Below are 13,293 nucleotides of genomic sequence, written 5' to 3'. Positions count from 1 at the left end.
GCAAGTTGACCGGATACGAATCAGGGACTCATTGTGCCTGTACCGGTTGGACGCAGTACACTGCGCGCCATGATCCTGGAACGCCCATTGCCGACCCACCTGAATCCGCGCTACGTCACGTTTGCGGCGCTGATGGAACTGTACGAGAGCAACTACCTGCGTCTGCGGCGCCTGTGTCCCGACCTGGATGCGATGAAGGGGGAGCAGGTCTCCCGCGTGGCGGGTGCTTCCGATCTGCACCTGACGGTCGTCGAACGTACGCCCTACACGACCAGACTGCGCCTGAGCTACGCGTTTGGGTTCGGCGAGCGGGTACGGCGTCAGCCGGACATGATCATCCGGATGTTTCACGATGCCCGCCAGGCGGAGGTCGTGGGCCGGTATTGCCGGCGCCGCGGCGAAGACCTGACGGTGGACGCCATGGCGGGCGTCTCCGGACTGGCCTGCCGCTGGCGCCACAACCGGTTCCTGTTCAAGTGGCTGGGTTTCTGCCTGACGCAGGGCCACCAGTTTCGGGTCCGGGACACGACGGCGAGTCTGCCGCTGGTCGACCCCCTGGTTTGATGCGCGTCAGCCGCAAGGGCGAGTGACTGGCGGTGCCAGTCTGGGGATACGCGTCCCCGCAGCCACACAGTCCCTCCCCATGAGCGCTCGCAACGGTATCGCGCGCCGTCAGCGCTCGAGATATTGAAGCTTGTCGGGTTTGCCGTCCCACTCGTCGGCGTCCGGCGGCGCCTCCTTGCGCGTCGTGATCACCGGCCAGGAGCGCGACAGTTCGGCATTCAGTTCGATGAAAGCCTCCTGTCCCTCCGGGACATCGTCTTCCGGAACGATGGCCTCCGCGGGACATTCCGGTTCGCACAGCGTGCAATCGATGCATTCATCGGGATCGATCACCAGGAAGTTCGGGCCCTCGTGGAAACAGTCCACCGGGCAGACTTCGACGCAGTCCGTGTATTTGCACTTGATGCAGTTTTCAAGAACGACGTAGGTCATCTGATTCTCCGTTTCGGCAATCCATCGGTGAAATTCGCCGCTGCATTCTAACGCCAAGGGGGTTGGTGGGCGCTAACACTTACGCGCTTTGGCGCAAAGCCGACCCCGGATGCGTCGATACGAGCACTCTTCACAGCTTTTCCCGGAGCCGGTAGAGGGCGTCGAGGGCCTCGCGCGGAGTCAATTCGTCCGGGTTGAGCTCGCGCAGTTCGGCTAGCAACGACTCGCCGGGTCCCGGGTCGGGAGGCGGCGGCGCCTGCGTGAACAGTCCGAGTTGCGGCTGCTCCCCGGCCGCGAGCGCGCGGGCCTCGAGTTCGGCCAGGTGCGCGCGGGCGCGCTTCAGGACCGCCGCCGGGACACCGGCGAGTGCGGCCACCTGCAGCCCGTAGCTCTGGTTGGCCGGCCCTTCCTGGACCTGGTGGAGAAAGACGACGGTATCCCGGTGCTCGATGGCATCGGTATGTACGTTGGCCACCCCGCGCTGGCGTTCGGCCAATGTGGTCAGCTCGAAATAATGGGTGGCGAACAGGGTCAGCGAGCGATTGTGTCGCGCCAACCGTTCCGCGCAGGCCAGAGCCAGCGCCAGCCCGTCGAAGGTACTGGTGCCGCGCCCGATCTCGTCCATCAGCACCAGGCTTTCCGGCCCGGCGTTGTGCAGGATGTTCGCAGCCTCGGTCATCTCGACCATGAAGGTCGAGCGGCCCGATGCCAGATCGTCCGACGCGCCGATGCGGGTGAAGATGCGGTCCACCGGGCCGATCCGGGCATTGCGTGCGGGAATGAAGCTGCCCATGCAGGCCAGGATCACGATCAGCGCCGTCTGGCGCATGTAGGTGGACTTGCCGCCCATGTTCGGGCCGGTGATCACCAGCAGCCGCCTCGTCTCGGGATCCAGGCGAACGTCGTTGGGAACGAAGGGCTCCCGCAGGGCGGCCTCCACCACCGGATGCCGTCCTGCTTCGATCAGGATGCCCGGTTCCGCAGGCATCACCGGGCAGGCCCAGTCCAGGCGTTCGGCGCTATCGGCCAGCGCGCAGAAGACATCGAGTTCGGCGACCGCATCGGAGAATTCACGCAACGTTGCGATCGTCTCGCGCAGACTGCCCAGGAGCCGTTCGAAGAGCTCGCGCTCCAGGTTCAGGGCGCGGTCACGGGCCGAGAGGATCTCGTCCTCGAACTGCTTCAGTTCCTCGGTGGTGTAGCGTTCTGCGTTCTTCAGGGTCTGGCGCCGGACAAAGCGTGCCGGAACACGGTCGGACAGGCTGCGGGCGATCTCGATGTAGTAACCGTGGACACGGTTGTAGGCGACGCGCAGCTGCGCAAGCCCCGTGGCCTCGCGTTCGCGGACCTCCAGTTCACGCAGGAACTGGTCGGCGTCAGCCTGCAGGCCGCGCAGGCGGTCCAGTTCCGGGTCGAAGCCCGGGCGGATCACGCCGCCGTCGCTGAGGCGCAGCGGCGGTTGCTCCTCCAGGGCCCGGTCGAGGAGGTGGGCCAGTTCGGCACGCGGGGCCAGCCGGTCGCGGATCTCGGCAAGCAGGGCTGACGTGTCCTCCCCGGGGAGACCGGCATGGAGTTCCGGAAGCCGCTGCAGGCCGTGGAGCAGGGCAGCCAGATCCCGGGGCCGCGCACTGCCGAGCGCGATGCGGCTGATGATGCGCTCGCAGTCCGCGAATCCGGAGAGATGCCGGCGCAGTCCGCGGTGCTGGCCGCCGTCCAGGAGTTCCTGCACCACGCCGTGGCGTCGACGGATGCCTTCGCGGTCACGTAGCGGCTGGTTCAGCCAGCGGCTGAGCAGGCGCGAGCCCATGGCGGTGCGGCTGCAGTCGAGCAGAGCGATCAGACTGCCCTCGCGCCGGCCTGACAGCGTCCGGTTCAATTCCAGGTTCTGCCGGGTTGCGGCATCGAGCTGCAGGGTATCGCCACGCATCTCCCGGCGGAGGCCGGTGATGTGCCCCAGTTCGCCGCGATAACGGGTCTGTACGTAGGCCAGCAGCGCGCCGGCCGCCGCCAGCCCCAGGGGGAGGTCGTCACAGCCGAAGCCTGCGAGGTCCCGGGTCCCGAAGTGCGCGGTCAGCACCCGTCGGGCGGACACCGGGTCGAAATGCCAGTCCGGGAACCGCTGACCGTCCGGAAGCCCGGCACCGAGACCCTCGGGGACCAGGCACTCCACCGGGCTCAGACGGGCGAGTTCGGCGGCGAGCGGTTCGCCTGCCGCGACCTCGGTCACGCTGAAGCGGCCGCTGGCAAACTCGAGGATGCCGAGGCCGACCGCACCCGGGTCGGAATTGCTGGCGCCGGGGCACAGGGCAACGATCAGGTTGACCTCGCGGGCGTCAAGCAGCGCCTCCTCGGAGATCGTGCCTGGCGTGACGATGCGCACGACCTCGCGCTGCACCGGCCCTTTGCCGACACCGACCTCGCCGGTCTGCTCGCAGATCGCCACGGCCTCGCCCTTCTTCAACAGCCGCGCGAGGTAACTCTCGAGAGTGTGCACCGGAATGCCGGCCATCGGGATCGGCTGGCCCGCGGACTCCCCACGCCGTGTCAACGTGATGTCGAGCAGCTGCGCGGCGCGCTGGGCGTCGGCGTAAAACAGCTCGTAGAAATCGCCCATGCGGTACAGCAGCAGGGTATCCGGATGCTCCGCCTTGATCCGGAGGTATTGCTGCATCATCGGGGTGTGAGCTGACAAGGGGTCCATGGCGCTCGCGGTGGGCAAAACGGGGAGTATAGGGCAGCGGCCGGGCTCGCACGGGCCTGCGGTGATCTGCTTGTTGCGACCGGAGGGGAATGCGTATCCTGCCTGAAGCGCGCGGTCAGCGTCGGGGGCATGTCGGCCCGTTTCAGGATCTCGGGGTTCGGAGGGATGGATGATGACGGAACCATTGGACGATCTTGTCGCTGCACTCCGGCAGCGTTTGCTGGAACGGAGCCGGCGGCTGTGTACCGCCGAGTCCTGTACCGGCGGCGGCATGGCGCATGCCCTGACCGAGGTCGCTGGCAGTTCGGAGTGGTACGAGTGCGGTTGGGTGACCTACAGCAACGCGTCCAAGACGCGCCTGCTGAGCGTTCCGTCCGATCTGATCCATCGTTGGGGCGCGGTCAGCGAGGCTGTGGCTGCAGCGATGGCCCGTGGCGCCCTGGAGCACAGTGGGGCGGATCTGGCGGTTGCCGTCACCGGGATCGCCGGTCCAGGCGGCGGCACCGCGGACAAGCCGGTCGGGCTGGTCTGGTTTGCCTGGGCGGAACGCGAGCGCGATTGCCGCACGGCACGCCAGATGTTCTCGGGAGACCGCGCCGAGATCCGGCGTGCCGCCGTGCGCTGGGGGCTGCAGCAGCTGCTCGATCACGAGCTCGCGTCGGATTGATCGCCGCCGGCATCGAGGGAGTCCCACCCCTGCCGGCAGGGACCGGACGCTCCGTACGCCTGCTTGGGCTGGACGCGCCCGTTATGGGATACTCCGGCGCGATTGGACCGGCTGAAGAACACCAAGGAGGATAGTGTGGACGAGAATCGCAAGAAGGCGCTTGCCGCTGCGTTGGGGCAGATCGAAAGGCAGTTCGGCAAGGGCGCGGTGATGCGCATGGGCGACGGAACCGCCGTACGGGATGTCGAGGTCATTTCCACCGGTTCACTGGCGCTGGACGTGGCCTTGGGGATCGGCGGGGTACCGCGCGGGCGGGTCGTCGAGATCTACGGGCCGGAGTCCTCGGGCAAGACCACGCTGACCCTGCACGTGGTCGCCGAGTGCCAGAAACTGGGTGGCACCGCGGCCTTCATCGACGCCGAGCACGCACTGGATCCGGGTTACGCCCAGAAGCTCGGGGTCAAGGTCGATGAACTGCTGATCTCGCAGCCGGATACCGGCGAACAGGCTCTGGAAATCGCTGACATGCTGGTCCGCAGCGGGGCGGTGGATGTGGTCGTGGTGGATTCCGTGGCCGCCCTGACCCCCAAGGCCGAGATCGAGGGCGAGATGGGCGACACTCACGTCGGACTGCAGGCGCGCCTGATGTCGCAGGCCCTGAGGAAATTGACCGCGAACATCCAGCGTTCAAACACTTTGGTGATCTTCATCAACCAGATTCGCATGAAGATCGGCGTCATGTTCGGAAGCCCCGAGACGACCACCGGCGGCAATGCGCTGAAATTCTACGCCTCGGTTCGGATGGACATTCGCCGCATCGGCGCGATCAAGCGCGGCGACGAGGTCATCGGCAACGAGACCCGGGTCAAGGTGGTGAAGAACAAGATGGCGCCGCCGTTCAAGGAGGCCCACTTCGAGATCCTGTATGGCGAGGGAATCTCGCGGCTTGGCGAGGTGATCGAACTCGGGGTCAAGGAAGGGCTGATCGACAAGGCTGGTGCGTGGTACAGCTACAACGGCGAACGCATCGGTCAGGGCAGGGAAAACGCCCGACAGTTCCTGAAGGAACATCCGGACCTTGCGGCGGAAATCGAGCAGAAGCTGCGGGCCCACTACATGCCTTCGCGTCAGAAAGCCAGTGCAGAGCCGGTCAGCGCCGAGGGATGAACCGGAGGAGGCGTACGCGGCCGGCCTCCGGCTGCTCGCACGCCGTGAGCACAGTGGGCTCGAACTCACACGCAAACTGGAACAGCGTGGTTTCACCAGAGCGTCGATCGGACCCGCGCTGGAGCGGCTGCGCGTTGCGGGATATCTGAGCGACGCACGGTTTGCCGGTTCCCTCGCGCGGCATCGTGCCGGCCAGGGCTACGGCGACCTGCGCATCCGCGCCGAACTCAAGCAGCACGGTATGGAGCGCGCGGTGGTCGATCAGGCACTGGCGGATCTTGGTGTCGACTGGTGCGTTCAGGCACTCGCACAGGCCCGCCGGCACTTCGCCGAAGCACCGGCAACTTCCGCCGCAAGGGCACGCATGATGCGCCATCTGACCCAGCGCGGTTTTGCCTCCGGCGTGGCCAGTGCGGCTGTCGCGGAATGGAGCAAAAGCGTGCAGTAACCGGGGTGAAATGCGCGCAGGTGTTACATGTGCGTGGTATTCTGTGCTTTTCCGCAACACATGTATCAGGCCTCAATGAAAAGCGCCGACATCCGCCGGAGTTTTCTCGATTTCTTTGTCCGCAAGGGGCATGTCGAGGTGCCGTCCAGCCCACTGGTCCCCGGCAACGACCCCACCCTGCTGTTCACCAATTCGGGCATGGTGCAGTTCAAGGATGTGTTCCTTGGACGCGAGAAGCGGCCGTACACCCGCGCTGCGAGCAGCCAGCGTTGCGTGCGCGCCGGCGGTAAACACAATGATCTCGAGAACGTGGGGTATACGGCACGTCACCACACCTTCTTCGAGATGCTTGGCAACTTCAGTTTCGGCGACTATTTCAAGCAGGACGCGATCGCCTATGCCTGGGAGTTCCTGACCAAGACCATCGAAATTCCGACGGACAAGTTGTGGGTCACCGTGTACGAAACGGACGACGACGCCTACGCGATCTGGGTGAACGAGATCGGCCTTGCGCCGGAGCGTGTGATCCGGATCGGTGACAAGGCCGGCGGCGGGTCCGACAACTTCTGGCAGATGGGTGACACCGGCCCCTGCGGGCCGAGCACCGAGATCTTTTACGACCACGGTCCCGGCGTGCCGGGCGGGCTCCCGGGCACGCCCGAGGAGGACGGTGACCGTTACATCGAGATCTGGAATCTCGTCTTCATGCAGTACGATCGTGACAGCGAAGGCGTTCTGACCCCCTTGCCACATCCCTCGGTGGACACCGGCATGGGGCTGGAACGTCTTGCGGCGGTGCTGCAGGGCGTGCATTCGAACTACGAGATCGACCTGTTCCAGGACCTCATCCAGGCCGCCGCCGACATCGTCGGCACGAAGGATCTGGAGTCGGCGTCGCTGCGGGTCATTGCGGATCACATCCGCGCGATCGCGTTCCTGATCAATGACGGGGTGATGCCGGGCAACGAAGGCCGCGGTTACGTACTGCGGCGGGTCATCCGGCGTGCCGCGCGTCACGGCCACAAGCTCGGCTGCGATGAGGCCTTTCTCTACCGCCTGATCCCTGCGCTGGTTTCGGTTATGGGAGATGCCTACCCGGAGCTTGGCGAGGCGCAGGGGAATCTGCAGCATGTCCTCAGAAAAGAGGAGATGAAGTTTCTGGAAACCCTTGAAAAAGGCGTCCGTATCCTCGAAGACGACCTGGCCCGGCTGGAGGGTTCCACGATTCCCGGGGATACCATCTTCCTGCTCTACGATACCTACGGTTTCCCGGTCGACCTGACGGGCGACATCGCCCGGGAACGCGGCCTGACGCTGGATCTCGAAGGCTTCGATGCGGCGATGGACGCGCAGCGCAGTCGCGCGCGTGCGGCCAGCCACTTCAGCGCGGGGACGGTCGGCAGCCAGGAACTGGAAGTCGTTACGGAATTTTGCGGCTATGACCGGCTGGAGGAAGAGGGCGAGGTCGTCGCGCTGTTGCGGGATGGTGAATTGGTCGATGCGCTGGACCTGGGCGAGACGGGCGTGGTGGTCCTGGACCGCACACCCTTTTACGCCGAGTCCGGCGGTCAGGTGGGCGACGTGGGTTCGTTGATGGCCTCGGGCATCCGCTTCGACGTTCAGGACACGCGCAAGCAGGGTGAAGCCCATCTGCACGTGGGCCAGGTGCGGGCCGGCCGGATCGAGAAGGGCTTGCGCGTCCGCGCCTCCGTTGCCGGACCCCGGCGGGATGCGATCCGGCGTCATCACTCGGCGACGCACCTGCTGCACAAGGCGCTGCGGGACCAGCTGGGTTCCCATATCCAACAGAAGGGATCGCTGGTGGACGCCGAACGGCTGCGTTTCGATTTTGCGCATTTCGAACCGGTCACGCAGGAACAGCTGCGCAGCATCGAGGCACAGGTGAACGCGGAGATCCTTGCCAACCAGGCGACCGACACGCGCCTGATGGACATCGAAACCGCGCTTTCTTCTGGAGCGGTCGCACTTTTCGGCGAAAAGTACGGTGCGCAGGTGCGCGTGCTGAACATCGGTTCCTCCACCGAACTCTGCGGCGGTACCCACGTCGACCGCACCGGTGACATCGGCGCCTTCCGCATCGTGTCCGAGGGTGGGGTGGCGGCGGGCATCCGCCGGATCGAAGCCGTGGCCGGGGCTGTCGCGCTGGCATGGATGGATCGCCAGGTCGAGACGCTGGACGCCGTCGCCGGGCTTGTTCGTGGCAGCCGGAGCGAGGTTCCCGAAAAGGTCCAGACACTGCTGGAACGTAACCGCGAACTGGAAAAGGAACTGTCCGCGCTCCGGGGGCGGCTCGCGAGCCAGGCAGGGAGCGACCTCGCGAGCCAGGCGGTGGCGGTGGGACCGCTGAAGGTACTGGCTGGAGAGGTTCCCGGCGTGGAACCCAAGGCCCTGCGTGACATGGTCGATCAGTTGAAGCAGAAGCTCGGTGCCGGCGTCGTGGTGCTGGGTACCACGACGCCCGAAGGCAAGGTGAGTCTGGTCGCGGGTGTGACCAAGGGCGAGGTTGGCCTGGTCAAGGCGGGTGATCTCGTGGGCTTTGTCGCCGCCCAGGTCGGTGGTCGCGGCGGCGGCCGCCCGGACATGGCGATGGCCGGGGGGCAGGAGGCGGAGAAACTGCAGGCCGCGCTGGCCTCGGTGGAGGATTGGGTGCGCGAGCGCATTCAAGGATGATTTCGAGGCGCATGGGCAGACGGCAAAGAATCCAATGGGTATGATTACCCAGATCGAGCCCGACATGTCGTTCCCCGCGCACACCCTGTCCCCCATCCGCGCTTAACGGAGTTTCGAGATAGTCATGTCCCTGCTGGTACTGAAATTCGGTGGCACTTCCGTCGGGAGTCCCGAGCGCATCAAGAACGTCGCTGAGCGCGTGCTGCGCCTGCGCGGCGAGGGCCACGCGCTGATCGTCGTGGTCTCCGCGATGAGTGGCGAGACCGATCGGCTGATGGGCCTCGCCCGTGAAATACAGCCGCGGTCGGAGGGGCGCGAGCTCGATGTGCTGTTGTCCACCGGCGAACAGGTCACCATCGCCCTGCTGTCGATGGCCCTGGAGTCGCGCGGCTGCCCCGCGCGTTCCTACACGGGTGGGCAGGTCCGGATCCTGACCGACAGCATGCACAACAAGGCGCGGATCCGCAGCATCGACGACGTGCGTATCCGTGGCGATCTGGACGCCGGGCGCGTCGTGGTGGTCGCCGGATTCCAGGGTGTCGACGAGGAAGGCGCGATCACCACACTCGGACGTGGCGGATCGGACACGACGGCGGTGGCATTGGCCGCGGCCCTGAAGGCCGACGAGTGTCGGATCTACACCGACGTGGACGGTGTCTATACGACCGATCCTCGGGTGGTCAAGCACGCCCGGCGCCTGGAGCGCATCACCTTCGAGGAGATGCTGGAAATGGCCAGCCTGGGTTCCAAGGTGTTGCAGATCCGGTCGGTGGAGTTCGCCGGCAAATACAATGTGCCCCTGCGGGTTCTGTCCTCGTTCGAGGAAGGCCCGGGGACGCTCATCACAACCGAGGAGGGACGCGTGGAGCAGGCGTTGGTGGCAGGTATCGCGTTCACGCAGAACGAGGCCCAGTTGACGATCCAGGGGGTGCCGGACCAGCCCGGCGTCGCCTACGGCATCCTTGGCCCGATCGCGGACGCAAACATCGAAGTGGACATGATCGTTCAGAACATCGGCGGTGACGGTACCACCGACTTCACTTTCACCGTGAACAGGAACGATTACGAGAAGGCCATGGAGGTTCTGCAGAAAGTGGCCCAAGGCGTGGGCGCGCGGCAGGTCTCCGGTGACACCAAGATTGCGAAGATCTCGGTGGTCGGGGTCGGGATGCGCTCGCATGCGGGTATCGCCAGCCGCATGTTCAAGGCCCTGGCGAAGGAATCGATCAACATCCGGATGATTTCGACCTCGGAGATCAAGATTTCGGTGGTGGTGGACGAGAAGTACATGGAGCTGGGAGTCCGCACATTGCACGATACCTTTGAACTTGAGCGAGAACCGGCAGGTCCATCAGCAAGCTGAGCGATTTACGCATACAGCGGGAAGCAACGGCAACCGGGCGACCGATACCGTCCGACACAGGTACTGTGGAGAAAGGCATGCTCATTTTGACTCGACGCGTGGGCGAGACCCTGATGATCGGTGAGGAGATTTCCGTCACCGTGCTGGGTGTGAAGGGGAACCAGGTGCGCATTGGCATCAACGCCCCCCAGGATGTCGCCGTGCATCGTGAGGAGATCTACGAGCGCATCCAGCGCGAAAACCGGGCCCCGGGATCGGCGGACCAGGACCCCGAGCCCAGTAACAGTTAAAAGGTACGGCCGGGAAGGGCGCACCGGCGTCCGGCTTCCTTCATCGGAAAATCCACGGGGTTCCGGCTCATGCGAGCCGACACGGTCTTCCCATTTGCCCCTGGACCCCGTATTCTTTGCGACCTGTTTCGGAGAGATGGCCGAGTGGTCGAAGGCGCTCCCCTGCTAAGGGAGTATGGGTCAAAAGCCCATCGAGGGTTCGAATCCCTCTCTCTCCGCCAGTCATGAAAAAGGGGCCACAAAGGGCCCCTTTTTCATGTCCGATGAAGCCAGGTTCGAACCCTCGATATCCAACACGATGGTTCGACTGCACCGGCGCGCAGTGCCTGTGGAGCGACGCGGCTTGCCGCCACGGGTGTCACTCCAGTCCCGCTCGACGCAGCCGGGAATGCAGCTCGTCCATCTCCTCCAGCAGATCCGCGACCAGGGCAGCCAGTTCCGGTTCGGCGTCGAACACCCGCTCGATCTCCCGCATGCGCCGCGCGCGACGCAGATGGAGGGCGGTGATGCGCCAGGTCCCGGCCACGCACTCGGTGTGGGGGAAGAGTCCTTCCTTGATATGGCGTTCCAGCCACCGTGGCTCCACGGTGCAGGCCGCGGCGATCTGTTCGAGGGTCAGCCAGCTTTCGTCGAGCAGGCTGCCGGTCAGGATGTCGTCGTCGCGCATGATCATGCCCTCTGGTTGCGGCGCGGATCGAAGGGGATTTCGCGCGCCATCTGCTCATAGAGCCTTCGCGCCTTCGGGTCGTCGGGGGAAGGCAGCACCACCTGGATCTCCAGCAGCAGGTCACCGGACGGGCTTCCCGGGATGCCCTTGCCGCGTACGCGCAACTGGCGCCCACTCTGGGCGTTTTCGGGGATGCGGACCTTGACGCTGCCGCTGGGAAGATCCACCGGGATCACCGCGCCCAAAGCCGCCTCCCAGGGGGTGACCGGCAGGGTCATGTGCAGATCGCGGCCATCGGGGCGGAAACGGGGGTGCGGACGGAAATGGACCTCCAGCAGCAGATCGCCCGCGGGGCCGCCGCCAATCCCGGGCGAGCCCTGGCCGGCGAGGCGAATGATCTGTCCTTCGTGCACGCCTTTCGGGATCCGCACGTTCAGGGTGCGGGTATCGACGACGACACGGCCTTCGGAATCCAGCCGGGGTACGCGCAGCGAAATCTGCCGCGTGGCGCCCTCGAAGGCATCCTCGAGTGCCAGCAACACCTTGGCGTGGTGATCCTCGCCTCGCGCACGGAACTCGGCGCCCCCGGTGTGGTAGCGACCCCGGGCGCCACCCATGTGTCCGAACAGTTCGGAGAAGAAATCGCTGAAGGCGGCCTCCTCGGAGGGAGAGAAGCCGCGGCCCGAAAACTCGTAGCCGGCATCCCAGTCCGGTGGCGGCCGGAATTCCTCGCCGGGCTGATGGCCGCGCCCGAGCTGGTCATAGGCGGCACGTTTCTCGGGGTCGGAGAGCACCGCGTAGGCCTCGTTCAACTCCTGCATCCGGGCCTCGGCATCGGGTTCCTTCGATACGTCCGGGTGGTACTTGCGGGCGAGCTTGCGGAAGGCCTTCTTGATGTCCTGCACCGTGGCGTCCCGCGCCACGCCGAGGGTCTTGTAATAGTCCTTGAATTCCATGCGGACTCCTTCGCTGCAGGCGCTGGACGCGCCCTGGAATCGTGATAGTAGCGCCGGTCGCGGATTTCAAGGTATTGAACGGGCCGACCGAACCCCCATGATAGTACCTGCAGGACCCGAATGCGGGGCAGCGCGGCCATGCAGGGCAGGGTACTTACACGCCTTGTCTATGCTGGCGAAGGGGGATTGAATCAGTCCTGCCAGCTGTACACATCCTGCGGCGTGCTCCGCATCGAGATCTTGCCAGTCAGATCGCCACGTATTAGGGCGTCGTGCAGCTGATGCCCTGTGCAACCAATGGAGGAACCCATCATGTACCGTGCATTGTTTTCGCCCGATATGTTCTCGGAGCTCGATCGCCTGCAGCGGGAGATGAACCAGGCCTTTGCTTTCTCACCCAGCATACGTGGGCTCGCCCGCGGCGGCTTTCCGGCGATGAACGTCGGGGGTACGCCGCAGTCCGTCGAGATCTACGCTTTTGCACCGGGCATTGATCCGGCCAGTATCGAAGTGACACTGGAGAAGGGGGTGCTGACCGTAGCCGGCGCACGCACATCCGATCTGCCAGGGCAGGACGTCAAGGCCAACGTGCATATCGAAGAGCGGTTCACAGGGGCATTCCGCCGGGTCGTGACGCTGCCCGAGGATGCAGACCCGGAAAAGGTTTCCGCCCGCTATCGTGACGGTGTGCTGCACATCAGCATCCAGCGCCGCGAGACCGCGCAGCCACGACGCATCAGCATTCAGTGACGGAGGATCGCGCCATGAACGAACAGACCAAAGTTGCCAAACAGGAAGGCTCAAAAGTCGCCCGGCAGGAAGACGCACCCGCCCGCACCGAGGCCGCGTTGACGCCCCCGGTCGATGTGATCGAGGATGCCACCGGAATCATCCTGTATGCGGATCTGCCGGGTGTGCCCAAAGACAAGCTGCAACTCCACGTCGAGGCCGAGACCCTGACCATCGAGGGCGAGCTGGACGTCGAGATGCCTGAGGGCATGGAGGCCACGCATGCCGAGGTGAGCCTGGGCCGGTACCGGCGGGTGTTCACCCTTTCCAGGGAACTGGACACCGAGAAGGTCAGCGCCGAATTTCGCAACGGCGTGTTGACCCTGCGCATACCGAAGGCCGAGCACGCCCAGCCCAAGCGTATCGAGGTGGAGGTGGCGTAGCCAGGACCGGCCCAAAGGGCCGTATGGAGTGCGGCGGCTTGCCGCCGCTATCGGGGCCCCGGCTGGCAGGGAAGCCAGGGGGGCCGCGATTCACTGACCCCCGCATTCCGCATGGCCCACTAGGACGCCAGGCGCTTGTATTTCACCCGGTGCGGCTGGTCGGCGGCGGCACCGA

General features: G+C 65.2%; 13 protein-coding genes and 1 tRNA gene. 10 read left to right on the top strand and 4 right to left on the bottom strand.

Translation table 11 applies throughout. From position 1 onward, the window contains the following. Positions 1–69: 69 nt before the first annotated feature. The gene (locus tag EA346_RS09700; RefSeq protein WP_296758101.1) at positions 70–564 is read left to right on the top strand and encodes a DUF1249 domain-containing protein; all 495 of its coding nucleotides are present in this window, start codon (positions 70–72) and stop codon (positions 562–564) included. 108 nt (positions 565–672) lie between these two features. On the opposite strand, the gene fdxA is transcribed toward EA346_RS09700, so the two are convergent. Further along, positions 673–996, bottom strand: a complete 324-nt coding sequence (fdxA, locus tag EA346_RS09695; RefSeq protein ID WP_296758038.1) for a ferredoxin FdxA — start codon at positions 994–996, stop codon at positions 673–675. Positions 997–1,126: 130 nt separating this feature from the next. Further along, positions 1,127–3,697 (bottom strand): DNA mismatch repair protein MutS, encoded by a 2,571-nt coding sequence (mutS, locus tag EA346_RS09690; RefSeq protein ID WP_296758035.1) that lies wholly within the window; start codon positions 3,695–3,697, stop codon positions 1,127–1,129. Positions 3,698–3,866: 169 nt separating this feature from the next. Here mutS and EA346_RS09685 point away from each other — a divergent pair, with 169 nt between their 5' ends. The 7 genes from EA346_RS09685 (at position 3,867) to EA346_RS09655 (ending at position 10,544) form a co-directional block, all read left to right on the top strand. After that, on the top strand, positions 3,867–4,364 hold the full coding sequence (locus EA346_RS09685) for a CinA family protein (RefSeq protein ID WP_296758032.1): 498 nt from the start codon (positions 3,867–3,869) through the stop codon (positions 4,362–4,364). 135 nt (positions 4,365–4,499) lie between these two features. Further along, positions 4,500–5,531 carry a recombinase RecA gene (gene recA, locus EA346_RS09680; protein WP_296758029.1) on the top strand — a complete coding sequence of 344 codons (1,032 nt, stop codon included), beginning with the start codon at positions 4,500–4,502 and terminating at the stop codon, positions 5,529–5,531. Beyond that, complete coding sequence (locus EA346_RS09675) at positions 5,503–5,979, top strand: regulatory protein RecX (RefSeq protein WP_296758028.1); 477 nt, start codon at positions 5,503–5,505, stop codon at positions 5,977–5,979. Before recA ends, EA346_RS09675 begins: the two co-directional genes overlap by 29 nt. A 75-nt stretch (positions 5,980–6,054) precedes the next feature. After that, positions 6,055–8,670 (top strand): alanine--tRNA ligase, encoded by a 2,616-nt coding sequence (alaS, locus tag EA346_RS09670; RefSeq protein ID WP_296758026.1) that lies wholly within the window; start codon positions 6,055–6,057, stop codon positions 8,668–8,670. A 124-nt stretch (positions 8,671–8,794) separates the two neighbouring features. After that, complete coding sequence (locus EA346_RS09665) at positions 8,795–10,033, top strand: aspartate kinase (protein ID WP_296758025.1); 1,239 nt, start codon at positions 8,795–8,797, stop codon at positions 10,031–10,033. A gap of 77 nt (positions 10,034–10,110) precedes the next feature. Continuing rightward, positions 10,111–10,323: a carbon storage regulator CsrA gene (csrA, locus tag EA346_RS09660; RefSeq protein ID WP_296758023.1), complete on the top strand. Its 213-nt coding sequence runs from the start codon at positions 10,111–10,113 to the stop codon at positions 10,321–10,323. A 130-nt stretch (positions 10,324–10,453) separates the two neighbouring features. After that, positions 10,454–10,544: transfer RNA gene (locus EA346_RS09655), tRNA-Ser, on the top strand. A gap of 137 nt (positions 10,545–10,681) precedes the next feature. Here the strand turns inward: EA346_RS09655 and EA346_RS09650 are convergent. Together EA346_RS09650 and EA346_RS09645 are read right to left on the bottom strand one after the other, a co-directional pair. Continuing rightward, positions 10,682–10,990, bottom strand: coding sequence for a chaperone modulator CbpM (locus EA346_RS09650; RefSeq protein WP_296758022.1), 309 nt, complete (start codon positions 10,988–10,990; stop codon positions 10,682–10,684). Between the two features lie 2 nt (positions 10,991–10,992). Then, positions 10,993–11,946 (bottom strand): DnaJ C-terminal domain-containing protein, encoded by a 954-nt coding sequence (locus tag EA346_RS09645; protein ID WP_296757990.1) that lies wholly within the window; start codon positions 11,944–11,946, stop codon positions 10,993–10,995. A 312-nt stretch (positions 11,947–12,258) separates the two neighbouring features. Here EA346_RS09645 and EA346_RS09640 point away from each other — a divergent pair, with 312 nt between their 5' ends. Next, positions 12,259–12,696: an Hsp20/alpha crystallin family protein gene (locus EA346_RS09640; RefSeq protein WP_296757989.1), complete on the top strand. Its 438-nt coding sequence runs from the start codon at positions 12,259–12,261 to the stop codon at positions 12,694–12,696. A gap of 14 nt (positions 12,697–12,710) precedes the next feature. Further along, a complete protein-coding gene (locus EA346_RS09635; protein WP_296757987.1) occupies positions 12,711–13,118 on the top strand; it encodes an Hsp20/alpha crystallin family protein in 408 nt (135 codons plus the stop codon). Positions 13,119–13,293: the final 175 nt, after the last annotated feature.

The sequence above is a fragment of the Thioalkalivibrio sp. genome (genome assembly GCF_007692535.1).
Classification (GTDB): domain Bacteria; phylum Pseudomonadota; class Gammaproteobacteria; order Ectothiorhodospirales; family Ectothiorhodospiraceae; genus Thioalkalivibrio.
Note: the sequence above shows the minus strand (reverse complement) of the source record. Positions and strands in the feature narration are given on the sequence as shown.